We start from the raw sequence: 18,017 nt of genomic DNA, 5'->3' as shown, positions 1-18,017 counted from the left end.
TCTTTGATACATTAATAAATGGAGGGAATAAAATGGAAATTAACGAGAAGTTAGCCAGGGATTTAAAGGGCAGGGACTGTCTATGCTTAACCCAGTTTTCCAGGGAAGAACTATTTTACATTATGGATCTAGCAGCATATATCAAAGATAAAACAAAAAAGAGAGAACCCCATCATGTGCTAAAGGGTAAGACTTTAGGTATGATTTTTCATAAGCCTTCAACAAGAACAAGGGTATCCTTTGAGGTAGGAATGGTGCAGCTTGGCGGATATGCCCTCTTTTTAGGTGCAAATGAGCTGCAGCTTGGAAGAGGAGAGACAATTGGGGATACTGCAAAAACCCTCTCGCGTTATTTAGACGGTATTATGATTAGAACATTTTCCCATGAAAGTGTTATTGAGCTTGCAGATAATGCCAGTATTCCAGTTATCAATGGCTTGACTGATTTCTTACACCCCTGTCAGATACTTGCTGATTTATTTACAATCAGAGAAAAGAAAGGTATCCTAAAGGGATTGAAAATGACCTATATAGGTGATGGAAATAATGTTGCCAATTCACTGCTTACAGGATGCGCCATGGTTGGTATGGACATTGCTGTTGTAACACCTCCAGGATATGAACCAGAAAAATCTGTAGTTGAAAAGGCAAAATCCCTTGCTGAAAAAAGCAGTTCTAAAGTAATTATTGAAAATAATCTACTGGATGTCATTGGGGGATCAGATGTTGTCTATACAGATGTTTGGACCAGTATGGGACAGGAAAAGGAAACCCAAGAAAGACTAAAATTGTTCCAGGGGTATCAGATTAACTCTGAGACTTTACAAAAAGCCAAGAAGGACGTTCTCGTAATGCACTGTCTACCAGCCCATAGGGGTGAAGAAATTACTTCAGAGGTCATGGATGGACCTAACTCAGTAGTTTTTGACCAGGCAGAAAACAGAATGCATGCCCAGAAAGGTCTAATGGCAGCCATATTATAATCATAAGAAGGGTAAGGTGTGTGGTCAATGAAGAAAGTTGTGCTAGCATATTCGGGAGGACTGGATACTTCAGTCATTATTCCATGGCTCAAGGAAAACTACGGTTATGAAGTAATTGCCATGGCAGCAGATGTGGGGCAGGGTGAAGAATTGGAGCCCCTGCACGAAAAAGCAATTAATAGTGGAGCATCAAAGCTTTACATTGAAGACTTACGGGAAGAGTTTATTACAGACTATGTATATCCCTGTTTAAAAGCTGGAGCTGTTTATGAGGGTAAATATTTGCTTGGGACTTCCTTTGCAAGGCCCTTAATTGCAAAAAGGCTTGTGGAAATAGCAAAAAAGGAGGGTGCTGAGGCCATAGCCCATGGTGCCACAGGCAAGGGCAATGACCAGGTTCGCTTTGAATTGACTGTCAAGGCATTAAATCCTAACCTGAAAATTATAGCTCCCTGGCGTGAGTGGGATTTAAAATCAAGGGAAGACTGTATAGAATATGCTCAAAAGAGAGGCATTCCCCTATCAGTTACTAAAGAAAAGATCTACAGCAGGGATAGAAACCTCTTTCATTTAAGCCATGAAGGTGGGGACCTGGAAAACCCAGGAAACGAACCTAAATATAATGAACTGCTGCAGATTATTACCCCACCGGAACTGGCTCCAGATAAGCCTACTTATATGGAAATAGAATTTGCAGAAGGTATTCCCGTTAAAATTGACGGGAAGGATCTTGCTCCCATTGAACTTATGGATTATGTAAACCAGGTTGCTGCGGCAAATGGTGTAGGTATTTGTGACATGGTAGAGAATCGTCTTGTTGGCATGAAGTCAAGGGGCGTCTATGAGACACCTGGGGGTACATTACTCTATTTTGCCCACAGGGAGCTTGAGCTATTAACCCTTGACAGACAAACCTTCCATTATAAAGAGCTATTAGCCCAAAAATATTCTGAGATGGTTTATGACGGTGTATGGTTTCATCCCCTAAAAGAAGCCCTGGATGCCTTTGTAAACAGCACACAAAAAACAGTAACGGGTAAAATTAAATTAAAGCTGTATAAAGGAAACATAATGCCTGCTGGTGCTTTCTCGCCATACTCTTTATACAATGAGGAGTTTGTTACCTTTGGTGAAAGTGCGGTGTATGACCAAAAGGATGCAACAGGATTTATTAATCTCTTTGGTTTAACCATGAAGGTACGGGCGTTAATGGTAGAAAAAAGCGGCTTGAAGAAGTAGTCATACATTAGTCGTAATTGGCCCATCTATTTTCCCATTATGGTGAAATGGATGGGTCTTGTTGTTTATGGATAAGTATAATATCCTATGCTATACTAGATGAGGCAAAACCATTACTAATATATATTTCTGTTAATTTAAGAAACATATGAAGGAGTATATTATGACTTATATAGAAGCTATTATATTTGGAGTTGTCCAGGGTATTACAGAATTCCTGCCAATTTCCAGTACAGCCCATATTGTTATAACTGAACTTATTCTAGGCTATCACTTTCCAGGCTTGGCTTTTGAAATTTTCCTGCACCAGGCCTCGGCTTTAGCTGTCATATTGTATTTTAGAAGGGATCTAGCGCAAGTAATTTCAGGCTTTTTATCTTATCTTAGAGAAAAAAATCACATAAATAGGGTTCATTTTTTCTTTGGATTGTATATAATAGTGGCGACGGTTATTACTGGCGGCCTGGGTGTCTTGCTTAAGGGTCTGGTGGCTGATACCATGAAGACACCGGCTTTTATATCAGGAGCCCTAATAGTCACAGGCTCTCTTTTAATCTTTATTGAACGTTTTCACAAGTATGGCAGCAGGACTGAAAAGAATATGACATTTTTTGATGCAGTCATAGTAGGGCTGGGACAGACCATAGCTGTTTTGCCTGGGATTTCACGTTCAGGGGCTACCCTGGTCTCTGCCCTGTGGGTGGGTTTATCCAGGGAAACGGCAGTAAAGTATTCTTTTTTATTGGTGATTCCAATAATACTTGGTTCATCAGTTCTGGCTCTTGGTGACATAAGTACTGGTATCTGGACTGAAATTGGCGTTGGACCCATGGTAGTGTCATTTGTTACAACCTATATTTTTTCTGTGATAGGTATTGTCTGGTTAATCGATTTTTTAAGAAAGAGTAAGCTGGTATATTTTGCTGCCTACTGCTTTATGGTTGCCATCCTGGTCTATTTATTCCTTGATCCAACAATTATTATTGAATGATTATTGAATGGTTACTGTACTGTCCAAGTAATTTTTCCAATTAATCACAAAGAGATGCCAATGCCAACTCAATAAGTACTGACCTTAAGCTTGTGCTAATCTACCTTATAGCACAAGCTAAGCTTTGCTTTGGTTTAGATGTTTTATTTAGATGTCTTAATAAAACATGGGCTTTACTCTACAGCTATCTTTGGGAGATGAATTTGTGGATATTATTCTTAAATTTACATTGCGCAATATTAAAGAAAAAAAGCTAAGAACCTTTCTAATTATTTTATCCGTCATGCTGTCAGCTGCACTATACTTTGGCTCAACTGGCCTATCAAAGACCATAGAAAAAACCTATACGCAATATTTGACCAAGTATTATGGAACAGCTGAGATAATGATCTATCCAAACCAGAACTCCCCATCAGCATTTATTCCTGACTATCAGCTTAATTCTTTTGCTGATGAACTGGAATATGCTGTAGGTGTCATGCATGGAAGTGGTGTTTACAAGGTATCAAGGGATGAGGTGCTGCGGTTTAACATCCTTGGCTATGAATTGGATGAGCTAAGCACAATGCATACATTAGTGCTGTCTGAGCAGGCTGGAATTGAACCCTTTTCGGGAAGAAAAGTAATTATCAGTAGAGATACTGCCCAAAAGTATGGGCTTGAAATTGGGGAAAACCTGGCTTTAGATGTGCATGGCCAAAGGATTCACTTCAAAATCGTGGGCATTGCACAGCCTACAGGTCTATTCCTGGAGGATGGTAGAAATACATATGCCGTGGTGCCCAAGGAATACATAAATTCACTAAATCAAGTAAGGGGCAAATCTAATACAATTTATATAAAGCTTCTGGACGGATCACAAAAGAACAGTTTTATAGAAAGGTTGGCACAAGAGTATCCTCGTTATACTGTAACAGAAACAATCAGAGAAGCAGATATCAAGGAATATACAAATCAAATAACACAGCCATTTATAATGATGGTTGCCATTGTAATACTTATCAGTATCTTTATTATCTATACTTCCTTTAAAGTAATTGCCTATGAAAGAATACCAGTAATAGGCACCTTTAGAAGTGTGGGAGCAACTCGAAAAATGGTCAATACGGTATTTCTAGTTGAAAGTATTGTTTACGGTATAATTGGCGGAATAACAGGGTCCTTTCTTGGTATAGGAGTGCTGCATGTCATGGCAAAGCTGACTACTCCTTCCTGGCTGCAGGGCATAACCACCCATGTAGTATATACACCGGCACAAGTGCTGACTACCTTTGCCCTGGCAGTTGTTTTATCCTTCTCAAGTGCCTTTATTCCAATCTGGAAGGTGGCCAAAATTCCTGTAAAGGACATTGTTTTGAACAACATTGAAAACAAGAAAAAACCTAGGAAATATAAATACATGCTGGGATTAATATTTGTAGGCCTTTCCATGCTCATACCTCCCCTGCTTCCCTACAATCTGGTTATGCCCCTGTCAACAGTGTCAATGCTCCTTGGTATAACTGGCATAATAATGCTCTTGCCGCTAATTATAAATACCTTAATCAAGGTCATGGAAGGGTTATTTGCAGGGCTTTTTGGAAATGAAGGTCTCTTGGCTCTCAAAAACCTACGAAATAATAAAAATATCATAAATAATATTGCATTATTGTACATAGGCATTACCTGTATTTTAATAGTGAAAATTGTGGGTGTTAGTGTAATGACTGAGGTTACATCATTTTTTAGAAACTGGAAGTTTGAAATACTTGCAGCACCCCAGATGGCTGATAGACACACAGAGGCAGGGCTAAGAAGCGTTGCAGGAGTGGAGGACACCTATGGCGCCCTAATGACAAGAAACGTGGAGGTAGTCGGAACAGACTATATAGTTTGGACTTTAGAAGGTATTAATGAAAGGTTCTTTGATTTCATGAATATAGAAGTCCCTGGAGGGCCTGGGGAAGCAGTCAAGAAGTTAAATTCAGGCAGGTATATTATTGTTTCAACTCATATTAAAAAACTCTTGGGACTCAAGGAAAATGACATAATGACCCTAAAGACTCCCAGAGGAGATGTCCCCTATCAAATCATTGGCTTTACCAGCACCATAGAAAACAACGGGAACTATGTTATCATGTCTGATAGGTATTTGAGGCTTGATATGAATGAGCAGTACTACAACATGGTTTACATAAAAACCAACAACGATCCCAAGCTTGTTCAGCAGAAGATCAATAGAAAATACAGCAGGACACCCTTTTGGAATGACACCGTTGAGAACATAGTCCAAAGAAATTACCAGATGAACAGTCAGCTTTTTTTGCTCCTGGATGGTTTTTCATATGTAACCATTGTCATTGGTATCTTTGGAGTACTTAACAATTACATAATCAGCTTTATGGAGCGCAGAAGATCCTTTGCAGTTTTACGGTCAATTGGCATGAGCATCAAGCAAACACAAAAGATGCTGTTCATTGAGGCCTTGTCTGGTGGGCTAATAGCAGGGATTATAGGTGTGATTGGCGGCATTATGGGAATTAACACAATTTCATACTTGCTGCGCAGCATGGGTCTAAGTGGTACCATGCAGTATGATTTTACAGTTTTTTGGCTTGCAGTTATAGCAGGTGTTGGGGTGTCAGTTGTGGCATCAATTAGTCCTGCATTGAAAACCTCCAAAATGAGTATAGTTTCCTCATTGAAGTATGAATAACAAATTGGCAGTTTCGTTAATAAGCTTCAGATAGAGTAAAACTTTACCTGAGGCCTGGATGCTGTTTATTGAGAAAGAAGCAGGTTAAGGAGAGGGGGAGTTGTGTTGGGTGTAGTAATAGAGGCAATTAATGTTTGCAAAACCTTTCAGTTAGGGGATGTTAGTTTAGAAGTATTAAAGGGCATAGATTTAACCATTGATAAAGAAGAGTTTGTTTCAATAATGGGTCCTTCAGGATCGGGCAAAAGCACCCTCCTGTATCTACTTGGAGGTCTGGATAAGCCAACCAGCGGGCAAATAAAGATTCTAGGCAGGGATATTGGGGCAATGAAGGATAAAGATGAAAGTGCCATGAGGCGCCAGTCAATTGGTTTTGTATTTCAGTTTTACAATTTAATACCAAACCTTAATGTTGAAGAAAACGTCCTCTTGCCAGTTCTGCTGGATGGCAAGAAGCTTAAAAACTATCAAGAGCCATTAGAGGAAATACTGGAAACTGTTGGTCTGTTGGACAGGCGCAGGCATACTCCAAGAGAATTGTCAGGCGGCCAGCAGCAGAGGGTGGCCATTGCCAGGGCACTAATTAATCAACCAGAAATAGTTTTAGCTGACGAACCAACTGGAAACCTGGACTCCAAAACAACTGGTGAGGCATTAGAGCTCCTCCAAAGGATAAACAGGGAAAAGCATAAAACCATAGTTCAGGTAACCCACTCATTAGAGTCTGCTGAATATGGTAATAGAATTATTAATGTAAGAGATGGGAAGGTGTGGAATTCATGAAAAACCAAAGAAAGTCCATGGGAATCATATTACTCTTATTCTTTTTAACGATAGTTGCAGCTGCTTGCGGTCAAAACAAGAATGAAGTGCCTCAGGACAATGCAGCGGTATTTGAGGAATACCAGAACAAGATTTTTGCCTTTGGGGTAGTCAGGGCAAGTGATACCTATAACATTACCATAGATTTTGCTGCAAATCTGGACAAAATCATGGTTAAGGATGGAGATATTGTACAAAGGGGAGATGTCATTGCAGTACTGGATATTGATGACTACAACCTGGAGATTTCAAAAAAACAAAGGGAAATAAACATGGAAAGAATTGAGCTTGAAAGGCTTGAAAACAATCAACGCAAGTTATCAAATGATTTAAAATATGCCCAGAGCCTATATGAAAGGGCTGTAGATGAGCTAAATAAAAATGAAATGCTTTACCAGGAAGGTGTAATAACAAAGTCTGAGTTAGATGGTTACTCTAAAGCCGTCCAGGAAAATGAAAAGGCTGTAAGAAACCTGGAGTTATCCCTGGGCAGTGCCAACACCAGCAGTCCGGAAATCCAGCTGCAGAAACAAAAAATAGCCCTCCTGGAGAACGACCTTGCAAATATGAGAAATAAGTTAAAGAAGGACTATATTAGCCATAACCAAATTGTGGCCAACGTTGACAAGGGCGTCATCCTTGATCCAGGCTATTTTCCAGGTGACCAGATTGTTCAAGGAAAAAAGCTTCTTAGTATTATAGACCTGGATACAATCATAGTTGAAGCTGACGTTTCTGAAGAGTTTATTGGCCATCTGAAAATTGGGGCTAAAGCTGCCATTACACCCCTTGCAGACCGCAGCAAGAGTTATGAAGGAACAGTTATTAATATAGCAGGGCGAGCTATTGAAAGAAAGGGAGAAACCATTATACCTGTTGAGATTGAAATAAAGAACAATGACTATTTCCTGCTGCCCGGATTTAATGTGGATGTGGAGATTGAAAAGTAAGGGTCAAGGTAGCCCTAACTTAGCGAGCAAATATTAAGCTCCAAAATGATTTAATAAGAAAGTTTAATAGCAAAGTTGAGCAAAAGCTTAACAAAACAATTGACATAGACAACGTCTATAGCGTATAATTCTTTCAATTAAATAGCTACGGATGAACGAAGTGGGAAATGACGCAAGGTGTCGACCGAAGGGGCAAGGGCTTATGCTCGAAACTCTCAGGTTTTACCAGCAGGTAATGGAGACCATTTCGGGACGTACCTCTGGAGAGACCTGCATTATCAGGCGCCGAAGGAGTAATTCTCTCAGGCAAAAGGACAGGGGCAAAGGTTGAAAAAGAAATTATTCTTTTTTAAGTTTGTCCATTCCAGAGGTCAAGGTTTTAGCCTTGATTTTTTATTTTCTCTAAAGCTAAAAATCAATAAAGGGAGGATTCTGGAATGAAAGAAATGTTTTTTATGGAGTCTATTGTTTTTGGTCAATGTTATGCAGATGAAAAAATGGAAAGAAAATTGTTCTGTGAAGAGTGCCTATCGTCAGAATGTATGCTTTATGAAGAAAAAGGTGTAGCTGCAGAGAGCAGAGAATTGAAGTTGGTAGGTTAGTTTAAAGATAAACCCAGGGAGGCTCCCGCCACCTGGGTTTAAAACTTTATTTTTACTAAAAATCCTGGCCACCATTGTTGTGGGGATGGTTGTAATGATATTAATAAAAAGCTAGGGGTACAGCCTTTAAGATTTTATGATAAAATGGATAAGTAGTGTACCATGTAGGAGGTGGAAGCAATGAAATATAGCAAGCTAGGTTTGACAGATATTACAGTCTCCCAACTATGCTTTGGAGTATTGCCCATGGGTCCCATGCAGGCAAATATCTCCCCGGAAGAGGGAGGCACCTTGATCAGGCAGGGCCTGGAAAGTGGCATCAATTTTATGGATACAGCTGAATTGTATGGAACCTATGAGCATATTTTAAAAGGAATTGAAGGCTTCTCTGGCGAAGTTGTCATAGCCTCAAAATCCATGGCAACGGACTATAAAGGAATGGAAACGGCTATCCAGGGTGCTCTTAAAGCTTTAAAGAGAGATGTAATTGATATATTTCACATGCATGCTGCCAGGGCAAGCACTGAAGTTTTCAAAGAGAGGGAAAATGCCCTGCAATGTATCCTGGACTACAGGGAAAAGGGTTATGTTCGTGCCGCAGGCATAGCTACACATAATGTTGAAGTGGTTGAACTGGCCTCAACTATACCTGAAATTGATATAGTCCATCCATTGATTAATAAGAGCAGCAGGGGAATATTAAATGGTACTGCTGAAGATATGGCTAAAGCTGTTGAAAAATGTGCATTAGCTGGAAAGGGATTGTATGCAATGAAGGCCTTAGCCGGAGGAACATTAATTGACCAGTTGTTTGAAGCAGTTAGCTTTGTAAGGAATCTCAAGGGAATGGATTCAGTTGCCGTGGGCATGATAAAAGAGGAAGAACTTAAATTAAATCTAAAAATATTTAATGATGAAATTGTAAATTCTGAAATGCTGCCTGCATTAAAAAACACCAAGAAAATATTTGTCTGGGACTTTCTCTGTAAAAAATGTGGAATTTGTATAAACGCATGTCCCAATGGTGCCCTGGAAATGGGGGGAAATATGGTAGTGGTAGATCATGATAACTGTATACTTTGTGGCTACTGTTATCCTGCCTGTCCTGAATTCGCCATCCGAATGATATAAGAGGAAAAAACCAGAGGGACGGTTCTACTGGTTGTTTTTTGAAAGCATCAATATAGAAAAAACTATAATATGAACGATTTGTTGGGGGCAGAACAATTGATTATTAAAAAACAATATCAAAGTGGAAAATTCCCGCAGTTAAGCCATTGGATTATGGCTGCAAGACCTAGAACTCTACCTGCTGCAATTGCTCCTGTAATGGTAGGGTCGGCACTAGCCTATAAAGACCTGGCCTTTTCTTTGGTGATAACAATTGCGTGTTTGGTTTTAGCTACCCTTTTACAAATAGGCTCAAACTATGCTAATGATTTGTTTGATTATAAAAAGGGAACGGACAGGGCTGACAGGGTAGGTCCAAAAAGAGCCGTGGCATCTGGTTTAATCACACCTAAACAAATGCTGATAGGAACCATAACTGTCCTATTAGCAGCCCTCCTTGTTGGGCTATATCTTACCTATATTGGGGGAATAATATTTTTTATAATAGGTATTTTTTGTATTGCAGCAGCAGTTATGTATACGGCGGGCCCCTTTGCCCTGGCCTATAATGGACTGGGTGATGTGGCAGTGTTCATTTTTTTTGGTCTGGTGGCAGTTGTAGGAACCTATTATCTTCAGGCAAAGGAGATTACCTTTTTTGCTGTGATAGCAGCAATTGGCGTAGGTGCCCTGGCTACCAATATACTAGTTGTCAATAACACCCGTGATCGCCATACTGATGCAAGGGTAGGTAAAAGAACTTTAGCAGTCCGCTTTGGTCATGGCTTCTGCATATATCAGTACATATTTCTTTTAGTGGTGGGTTATCTATGTGCATTAATGCTGATGCTTGAAAATATCTGGGCCTTTCTGCCCCTTTTTACTATTCCCATGGCAATAAAAAGGGTTAAGGAACTTCAAGAACACGAAGGTGCACAATTAAACCCTACCCTTGGAAAAACTGCAAACCTGCTGTTCTTTTATAGCGCCTTGTTAGCCCTTGGGCTAATTTTGTAGAAACAAATAGCTTTTGGCTTATTTAAATAATAACAAAAATATATTAAAATAGTTTGGAATACATATATTTTCCTATTTTAGAAAGGAGTCTCATAATGAAACAAAAGGTAATAATAATGGGGGCGGCTGGAAGAGACTTTCATAACTTTAACACTTATTTTAGAAATAACAGCAACTATGAGGTAGCAGCATTTACAGCTACACAAATTCCAAATATTGATGGCAGAAGGTATCCAGCTTCCCTGGCAGGAGAACTATATCCTCAAGGCATACCAATCTATGATGAGAAGGATCTAGTTTCATTGATTAAGGAATATGAAGTTAATCAGGTAGTATTTGCTTATAGTGATGTATCCCATAATACTGTTATGGCAAAGGCATCTACCGTTTTAGCAGCAGGAGCTGATTTTCGCTTAATGGGACCTGACACAACTATGCTTAAAAGCAGTGTTCCAATTGTAGCAGTTTGTGCTGTTCGAACAGGAGTGGGCAAAAGCCAAACTACACGTAGGGTTGCAAAGGTGCTAAAGGAGCTAGGCAAAAAAGTAGTAGTTGTACGTCACCCCATGCCTTATGGAGATCTTGAAAAGCAGGCCTGTCAGCGTTTCGCTTCATATGAGGATCTAGACAAGCATAATTGTACTATTGAAGAAAGAGAAGAATATGAACCTCATTTAGCACAAGGCTTCGTTGTATATGCAGGGGTTGACTACCAGCAAATACTTGATCAAGCTCAAAAAGAGGCAGATGTAGTTCTTTGGGATGGGGGAAATAACGATTTGCCATTTTTCAAACCAGATGTCCACATAACCCTTGTGGATCCTCATAGACCAGGAGATGAGTTGAATTACCATCCAGGTGAAGCAAACCTAAGAATGGCAGATATTGTTATAATTAATAAAATTGAAACAAGCTCCCTTGAAAATGTTGAAAAGGTTCGCAGCAACATTCGCAGCACCAATCCAAATGCAGTAATTGTTGATGCTGCATCACCCATTTTTGTAGAAAACTATGGAATTCTTAGTGGCAAGAAGGTTCTTGTAGTTGAAGATGGCCCAACCTTGACCCACGGGGACATGACCTACGGTGCAGGTGCCATTGCAGCGCGCAAATATGGTGCAGCTGAACTGGTTGATCCAAGACCCTATGCACAGGGCAGCATACGAGAAACCTTTAATGCGTATAGTCATTTATCAAATATTCTTCCTGCCATGGGTTATGGCAAGGAGCAAAGGGAGGAACTTGAAGAAACAATAGCAAAAGCTGAGGCTGATGTGGTTGTAATAGGAACACCAATAGACCTCAGACGTCTAATAAATATTGAAAAGCCGGCAATAAGAGTTCGTTACGAGCTTCAGGAAATTGGAGAGCCAAATCTAGAGGGCCTCTTACGCCAAAAATTAAATCTATAACCATCATAGTCAAAAATGTTAAGGGCCCTGCTCAAAATGCAGGGCTCTAGACTAGTAGTGCCCCTGGGAATGCCAGCAGTGGTTGACATAAAAAATTAGCAAGAAGTAGATTAAAACAGAAACCGAAAGAAGGGATCTGGCTGTGAGTGAAGCTGTACAAACTGTAGAAAGAGCCTTGACCATCCTTGAAGTATTGTCTGATTATCCAGATGGGTTAAGAATAACAGAAATATCTGCAATAACAAATCTTCATAAAAGCACTGTTCACCGTTTATTAGGTTCTCTAATGCAAAATGGATATGTCAAACAGAATTTAGAAACTAGCAAATATCAGCTTACCTTTAAATTATTTGAGTTGGGAAGTAAAAAAATAAAAAGCATGGATATTGTTTCAGCTGCCAAACACCATATATCAACTCTTAATGATAAAACAAATGAAGTTATACATTTAGTTGTGCCAGAGGGTGCGGAAGTAATATATGTATATAAAGCAGAAACCTTAAATACCATTCGTATGCATTCATATATCGGCATGAAAAGCCCCATGTATTGTACCGCAGTAGGAAAGGCTATATTAGCCAGCCTATCACCTTCAGAAATAATGGAAATATGGGAAAAGAGTACAATTAATAAGAATACACCTAACACAATAACAGATTTAGATGACTTAATGAAAGAGCTAGAACTAGTTAAAGCACAGGGCTATGCAGTAGATAAGGAAGAGAATGAGTTAGGGGTAACCTGCATTGGAACAGCCATTTTTGATTACACCGGGGCTCCCAATGCTGCCATTAGTATATCGGGACCAACCTCCAGGATAACCGGCGAGAAAATGCAAAGCTTTGCCAAACTTCTTATAGAGACAAGTGAACAAATATCCAATGAGCTCGGCTATAGAAAATAATGTGCCGGGTTAATTTTTGTTTTGACTAATGAAACTAAATACCATATAATGAAACTAATTAATCTAGTCCCTATAAATCTTTAAAAGGAGGAATTCCAGTGCTTCCTAAAATTAATATTATGCAAAAAGTTATTTCAGCGGGGGTAGTTGCAGTTATCAGGGCAGATAGTCCGGAAAAAGCTGCCAAGACATCTGAAGCCTGTCTTGAAGGTGGAGTTTCAGCTATTGAGGTTACCTTTACTACTCCACGAGCAGACAAGGCCATTGAGACATTGAAAAAGGACTTTTCAGGCAGTTCTTTAATACTAGGGGCAGGTACAGTCCTGGATAGTCATACAGCAAGGATTGCCATTCTAGCAGGTGCAGAGTTTATAGTTAGTCCTGCATTTGATCTTGAAACTGCTAAATTATGTAATAGATATCAAATACCATATTTCCCAGGCTGCATGACAATAAATGAAATTATCACTGCCATGGAAGCCGGGGCGGACATTGTAAAGCTATTTCCAGGCAACAGTTTGGGACCAGAATTTGTCAAGGCGGTTAAGGGACCCCTGCCCCAGGCCAATATCATGCCTACAGGTGGTGTAAGCCTTAATAACGTTCATGTATGGATAGAAAATGGTTGTGTTGCAGTTGGTGTGGGAAGTGAGCTGACATCTGGAGCAAAAACTGGAGACTATTTAAAAGTAACTGAAACTGCTAAACAATTTGTAGAAAAAATCAGGGAAGCCAGAAGCTTATAATCTTATCTTTAAGTCATATATTTATCTTAATTTATCTCTTAATAATTTTTTAAATTTACTAAACAGGGGGTCTGTACAATATGAAAAAAGTAGTGACATTTGGAGAAATTATGCTGCGTCTATCCACTCCTGGATACCAAAGATTTGTTCAATGTGATAGCTTTGACGTGTGCTATGCCGGAGGAGAGGCAAATGTTAGCATTTCTTTAGCCAATTTTGGTTTGGATGCCAGCTTTGTAACCAAGGTGCCTAAAAATGAAATTGGCCAGAGTGCAGTTAATGCTCTAAGAAGATATGGAGTAGATACTACATATATAGCTAGAGGCGGCAGCAGGTTGGGAATTTATTTCTTAGAAACAGGGGCATCCCAGAGACCCTCCAAGGTTATCTATGATAGAGCCGGGTCAGCAATTGCGGAAGCAACAGCGGCTGACTTTAACTGGCAGGAGATATTTAAAAACTGTGACTGGTTTCACTTTACAGGTATTACTCCAGCCTTAAGTGACCAGATGGCCCAGGTGACACTGGAGGCCTGTAAGGCCGCCAAAGCAATGGGAGTTACAGTATCTGTAGATTTGAATTACAGGAAGAAGCTCTGGAGTCCCGAAAAAGCCGGACAGGTCATGGCAGGTTTAATGGAATATGTGGATGTTTGTATTGGTAACGAAGAGGATGCAGAAGTGGTCTTTGGCATTAAAGCAGCAGAAACAGATGTTACCAGGGGTGAGTTAGACCATGCTGCCTACGAAGATGTGGCCAAGCAGCTCTGTGAGAGGTTTAACTTTAAATGTGCAGCAATTACTTTAAGAGAAAGTCATTCAGCCTCAGTAAATGGCTGGTCGGCAATGCTCTATTCTAATAACAAGTCTTACTGGTCCAAACATTACAATATCCATATTGTAGACAGGGTTGGTGGTGGTGACTCCTTTGCAGGTGGTTTAATATATGGTCTTTTAACTGAAATGGGTCCCCAGGACAGCCTGGAGTTTGCAGTTGCTGCCTCGGCACTGAAGCATACCATCCCAGGCGACTTTAACCTGGTAACTAAAGAAGAGGTAGAAACCCTAATGAAAGGTGACGGCTCAGGTAGGGTTCAGCGGTAAGACAAAGATAATTAGATGAAAGCAAAATCCTCCTCCTTTCTATACAATAGTAAGAACCCCAGTATTTGCTGGGGATTTTACTATTAAAAAACCTAACTATATGTTATCTTATTGGAAAGGAGCGGAAAAATTGTGGATAAAGAAAAGGGTTTTGAGTCAAACACTTTTATAGAAGTTATTAAAGGGCAGAAAGTAGTGGCCTGTGTTCGGCGTATGGATGATATACCCGAAGTGCTAAATCATGATAAAATAAAAACTATTTTTGTTCTAAACTGCGATATCTTTCAGCTGAAAAAGATAGTGGCCGGGGCAGACAATAAGGGCAAGACGGTTTTTGTTCATTTGGATTTAATAGAAGGGCTGGGCAAAGACGCTGTAGGAATAAAGTTTTTAGCAAAGGCCATTGGTGTGCAGGGTATTATCACCACTAAAGTACCATTAATAAAGGCAGCAAAAAAAGAGGGTATCTTAGCTGTCCAAAGGATATTTGCTGTAGATAGTGAAGCAGTAAAAACAGGTATCAGCATGGCCAAGGTGGCCAAACCCCATGCTATAGAGGTTATGCCTGCCTATTTGCCCAAATATTATCTGGAGGATATAATTAGCGAGCTTGGGGTACCAGTGCTTGCTGGAGGCCTTGTTAGAACAGAAGAGGAAGCAGCTCAAGTATTAGACAATGGTTTCTGCGCCATTACTACCAGTCTCAGAACCTTATGGAACCTTTAGTAACCAAAACAAGTCCATATAAAGAAATAATAAGCTTAATTAATACTACTTAAATCCTAATCATAAAACAAAATAATATCTATTGAAAAATGCAGTAAATGTATGTACAATACAATTGACTGAAAAACTTGATATTAGTGGTTAGAGAAAATGACGAGACTACCACGTGAAAAAGCTGGCTTGGGCCAGGTGTTTTCATCGTGGTTTTTTATATTGTAAAAACAATAAAAAATACGAAGGGAGTTGCAAGCAATGACAATTAAAATCGGTATTAATGGATTTGGAAGAATAGGTAGACTTGTACACAGAATAGCAGAAAAAGATCCCATGGTAGAAGTAGTAGCAGTAAATGACCTAACAGACGCAGAAACCAATGCCCATCTGCTCAAGTACGATTCAGTACATGGAGTATGGGATGCAGAAGTAGAAGTAGGAGAAGGCTCATTTCTAGTAAACGGCAAGCCAGTTAAGGTCTATGCAGAAAAAGACCCCGCACAAATCCCCTGGGGAGAATTAGGAGTAGACGTGGTGGTAGAATCCACAGGCGTATTCACAGATGCCAAAAAAGCCAAGGCCCACCTGGACGGCGGAGCAAAAAAGGTTATCATCTCAGCACCGGCTAAAAACGAAGACGCAACCATAGTAATGGGAGTAAACGAAGGAATCTATGACCCTGACAACCATAAAATAGTATCCAACGCATCCTGCACAACAAACTGTTTGGCTCCGGTAGCCAAGGTGCTGCATGATAACTTCAAAATAAAATACGGAGTAATGACAACAGTACATGCCTACACCAATGACCAGAGAAACCTGGACCAGGCCCATAAAGACCTAAGAAGAGCAAGAGCCTGCGGCTTATCAATCATACCAACCACAACAGGAGCAGCCAAGGCAGTAGGTTTAGTACTACCAGAACTAAAAGGAAAACTAAACGGCTTTGCCATGAGGGTACCAACAGCAAACGTATCAGTAGTAGACCTGGTAGTAGAAGTAGAAAAGCCAACAAACGTAGAAGAAGTAAACAAAGCCTTAGAAGAAGCAGCAAAGGGACCAATGAAGGGCATATTAGACTTCAACATGCTGCCCTTAGTATCAAAAGACTATAACGGCAGCCAACTATCCTCCATAATAGACGGCCTATCCACAATGGTCATGGAATCCACCCAGGTTAAAGTCCTTGCCTGGTACGACAATGAATGGGGATACTCCTGCAGAGTAGTAGACCTGGCCAAATACATGATGAAATAACAACCGGGGGGACGGTTCCGCTGGCTGGTATTTTAAAGAACAAGACGGTGTTTCCATTTACCAAAGACCATATGACCCTGTACCTAAACAGTAAGTTTTCGTACCTGGATAGTTGCAAAACCCAATTATCACTAGGAGGTAAAATATTAATGAACAAGGCAACTATAAAAGACATTGACCTAAAAGAAAAAAGCGTACTAGTAAGAGTTGACTTTAACGTGCCATTAGATTCCCAAAGAAACGTCACAGATGACACAAGAATCAGAGCAGCCCTGTCCACAATACAATACCTCATGGACCAGGGCTGTAGAATCATACTAATGTCCCACCTGGGAAGACCAGAAGGAAAATATGAAGCAAAATACAGCATGGAACCAGTAGCAAAAAGGCTATCTGAACTATTACATAAAGAAGTAAAACAAGCTAAGGATTGCACATCACAGGAAACAAAGCAAATGGCAAAAGAATTAAAAAGTGGAGAAATACTTCTGTTGGAAAACACACGCTTTTACCCAGGAGAAACGAAAAATGATAAGGAGCTATCAAAAGAATTAGCAGCCCTTGGAGAAGTATTTGTCAATGATGCCTTTGGAGCAGCCCACAGGGCCCACTCCTCCACAGTAGGAGTAGCAGAATACATACCGGCAGTAGCCGGACTACTCCTTGAAAAAGAATTGTCAGTTTTAACAGAAGCATTAGAAACCCCGGCCCGGCCCTTCACAGCAATAATAGGAGGAGCAAAAGTATCAGACAAAATAGCAGTCTTAGAAAACCTTGTAAACAAAGTAGATAACCTCATAATAGGAGGGGGCATGGCCAACACCTTCCTGAAGTCAAGAGGAGTTAATATGGCTGATTCCTTAGTAGAAGAAGACAAGCTGGAGCTGGCAAAGGCAATAGAAGAAAAAGCTAATACCCTTGGGGTTAACCTCCTGTTGCCAGTAGACATGGTCATAGCACAAGAAATGAACGAAGAAGCCCAAACCCAGGTAATACGGGGGGATGTGCCAGAAGGCTATAAAGCACTTGACATAGGTCCGGCATCAGCAGAAGCCTTTGCCCAGATCATAAGAAACTCAGCCCTTGTACTCTGGAATGGACCAATGGGAGTATTTGAAATAGATAAATTTGCAAGGGGAACAGAGGTGGTTGCAAAAGCCATGGCAGAATGTGAAGGTAAAACCATCATAGGTGGTGGAGACTCAGTAGCAGCTGTGGAAAAGGTTGGCGTTGCCCACTCTATTTATCATATTTCTACAGGTGGAGGAGCTTCATTAGAATTTTTAGAAGGAAAGGTGCTGCCTGGAGTGGCCGCCCTTAAGGATAAGTAAAAATAGTAGTCATCATTAAAGGCGACAACCCAGCAGCAACGGTTGAAGAAGAAAAAGGCACACCCCATACAGCCCACACATCCAGTCCAGTACCAGTAATTATCCTTGGACTTAGAGAAGAAAAGACATTAAGAG

16 protein-coding genes and 1 riboswitch are annotated in these 18,017 nt (G+C 40.2%); all 16 genes read left to right on the top strand.

Translation table 11 applies throughout. The features are described from left to right. The first annotated feature begins 32 nt into the window (after positions 1–32). The gene (argF, locus tag K364_RS0104915) at positions 33–983 is read left to right on the top strand and encodes an ornithine carbamoyltransferase (protein ID WP_035268093.1); all 951 of its coding nucleotides are present in this window, start codon (positions 33–35) and stop codon (positions 981–983) included. A 27-nt stretch (positions 984–1,010) separates the two neighbouring features. Continuing rightward, a complete protein-coding gene (locus tag K364_RS0104910) occupies positions 1,011–2,222 on the top strand; it encodes an argininosuccinate synthase (RefSeq protein ID WP_028307089.1) in 1,212 nt (403 codons plus the stop codon). A gap of 163 nt (positions 2,223–2,385) precedes the next feature. Beyond that, complete coding sequence (locus tag K364_RS0104905) at positions 2,386–3,213, top strand: undecaprenyl-diphosphate phosphatase (protein WP_028307088.1); 828 nt, start codon at positions 2,386–2,388, stop codon at positions 3,211–3,213. Between the two features lie 205 nt (positions 3,214–3,418). Then, positions 3,419–5,908 carry an ABC transporter permease gene (locus K364_RS0104900; protein ID WP_028307087.1) on the top strand — a complete coding sequence of 830 codons (2,490 nt, stop codon included), beginning with the start codon at positions 3,419–3,421 and terminating at the stop codon, positions 5,906–5,908. Positions 5,909–6,013: 105 nt separating this feature from the next. Next, positions 6,014–6,691, top strand: coding sequence for an ABC transporter ATP-binding protein (locus K364_RS0104895; protein WP_035268086.1), 678 nt, complete (start codon positions 6,014–6,016; stop codon positions 6,689–6,691). Next, complete coding sequence (locus K364_RS0104890; RefSeq protein WP_028307085.1) at positions 6,688–7,680, top strand: HlyD family secretion protein; 993 nt, start codon at positions 6,688–6,690, stop codon at positions 7,678–7,680. Before K364_RS0104895 ends, K364_RS0104890 begins: the two co-directional genes overlap by 4 nt. Before the next feature lie 250 nt (positions 7,681–7,930). Continuing rightward, positions 7,931–8,008: riboswitch (glycine riboswitch) on the top strand. A gap of 109 nt (positions 8,009–8,117) precedes the next feature. Continuing rightward, positions 8,118–8,282, top strand: a complete 165-nt coding sequence (locus K364_RS26580) for a hypothetical protein (RefSeq protein ID WP_156946401.1) — start codon at positions 8,118–8,120, stop codon at positions 8,280–8,282. Between the two features lie 180 nt (positions 8,283–8,462). Continuing rightward, the gene (locus tag K364_RS0104870) at positions 8,463–9,413 is read left to right on the top strand and encodes an aldo/keto reductase (RefSeq protein WP_028307084.1); all 951 of its coding nucleotides are present in this window, start codon (positions 8,463–8,465) and stop codon (positions 9,411–9,413) included. Between the two features lie 96 nt (positions 9,414–9,509). Then, positions 9,510–10,409 (top strand): 1,4-dihydroxy-2-naphthoate polyprenyltransferase, encoded by a 900-nt coding sequence (locus K364_RS0104865; protein ID WP_169734739.1) that lies wholly within the window; start codon positions 9,510–9,512, stop codon positions 10,407–10,409. Between the two features lie 95 nt (positions 10,410–10,504). Next, on the top strand, positions 10,505–11,821 hold the full coding sequence (locus tag K364_RS0104860) for a cyclic 2,3-diphosphoglycerate synthase (protein WP_035268084.1): 1,317 nt from the start codon (positions 10,505–10,507) through the stop codon (positions 11,819–11,821). Between the two features lie 142 nt (positions 11,822–11,963). After that, entirely contained in the window at positions 11,964–12,725 is a 762-nt protein-coding gene (locus K364_RS0104855) for an IclR family transcriptional regulator (protein ID WP_028307081.1), read from the top strand. 119 nt (positions 12,726–12,844) lie between these two features. Continuing rightward, positions 12,845–13,471: a bifunctional 2-keto-4-hydroxyglutarate aldolase/2-keto-3-deoxy-6-phosphogluconate aldolase gene (locus tag K364_RS0104850; protein WP_422857201.1), complete on the top strand. Its 627-nt coding sequence runs from the start codon at positions 12,845–12,847 to the stop codon at positions 13,469–13,471. 80 nt (positions 13,472–13,551) lie between these two features. Beyond that, on the top strand, positions 13,552–14,574 hold the full coding sequence (locus K364_RS0104845; RefSeq protein WP_028307079.1) for a sugar kinase: 1,023 nt from the start codon (positions 13,552–13,554) through the stop codon (positions 14,572–14,574). A gap of 132 nt (positions 14,575–14,706) precedes the next feature. Continuing rightward, positions 14,707–15,300 carry a glycerol-3-phosphate responsive antiterminator gene (locus K364_RS0104840; RefSeq protein ID WP_242841656.1) on the top strand — a complete coding sequence of 198 codons (594 nt, stop codon included), beginning with the start codon at positions 14,707–14,709 and terminating at the stop codon, positions 15,298–15,300. A gap of 252 nt (positions 15,301–15,552) precedes the next feature. After that, a complete protein-coding gene (gene gap, locus K364_RS0104835; RefSeq protein WP_028307077.1) occupies positions 15,553–16,551 on the top strand; it encodes a type I glyceraldehyde-3-phosphate dehydrogenase in 999 nt (332 codons plus the stop codon). 149 nt (positions 16,552–16,700) lie between these two features. Next, positions 16,701–17,882, top strand: coding sequence for a phosphoglycerate kinase (locus K364_RS0104830; protein WP_028307076.1), 1,182 nt, complete (start codon positions 16,701–16,703; stop codon positions 17,880–17,882). Positions 17,883–18,017 lie beyond the last annotated feature (135 nt).

Source organism: Desulfitibacter alkalitolerans DSM 16504, assembly GCF_000620305.1.
In the GTDB taxonomy this organism is placed as follows: domain Bacteria; phylum Bacillota; class DSM-16504; order Desulfitibacterales; family Desulfitibacteraceae; genus Desulfitibacter; species Desulfitibacter alkalitolerans.
Note: the sequence above shows the minus strand (reverse complement) of the source record. Positions and strands in the feature narration are given on the sequence as shown.

What these genes read in the sequence shown, in the direction of transcription:
- argF (WP_035268093.1), top strand. Translation starts at nt 33, where the DNA reads ATGGAAATTAACGAGAAGTTAGCCAGGGATTTAAAGGGCAGGGACTGT.
- K364_RS0104910 (WP_028307089.1), top strand. Translation starts at nt 1,011, where the DNA reads ATGAAGAAAGTTGTGCTAGCATATTCGGGAGGACTGGATACTTCAGTC.
- K364_RS0104905 (WP_028307088.1), top strand. Translation starts at nt 2,386, where the DNA reads ATGACTTATATAGAAGCTATTATATTTGGAGTTGTCCAGGGTATTACA.
- K364_RS0104890 (WP_028307085.1), top strand. Translation starts at nt 6,688, where the DNA reads ATGAAAAACCAAAGAAAGTCCATGGGAATCATATTACTCTTATTCTTT.
- K364_RS26580 (WP_156946401.1), top strand. Translation starts at nt 8,118, where the DNA reads ATGAAAGAAATGTTTTTTATGGAGTCTATTGTTTTTGGTCAATGTTAT.
- K364_RS0104870 (WP_028307084.1), top strand. Translation starts at nt 8,463, where the DNA reads ATGAAATATAGCAAGCTAGGTTTGACAGATATTACAGTCTCCCAACTA.
- K364_RS0104860 (WP_035268084.1), top strand. Translation starts at nt 10,505, where the DNA reads ATGAAACAAAAGGTAATAATAATGGGGGCGGCTGGAAGAGACTTTCAT.
- K364_RS0104850 (WP_422857201.1), top strand. Translation starts at nt 12,845, where the DNA reads ATGCAAAAAGTTATTTCAGCGGGGGTAGTTGCAGTTATCAGGGCAGAT.
- K364_RS0104845 (WP_028307079.1), top strand. Translation starts at nt 13,552, where the DNA reads ATGAAAAAAGTAGTGACATTTGGAGAAATTATGCTGCGTCTATCCACT.
- gap (WP_028307077.1), top strand. Translation starts at nt 15,553, where the DNA reads ATGACAATTAAAATCGGTATTAATGGATTTGGAAGAATAGGTAGACTT.
- K364_RS0104830 (WP_028307076.1), top strand. Translation starts at nt 16,701, where the DNA reads ATGAACAAGGCAACTATAAAAGACATTGACCTAAAAGAAAAAAGCGTA.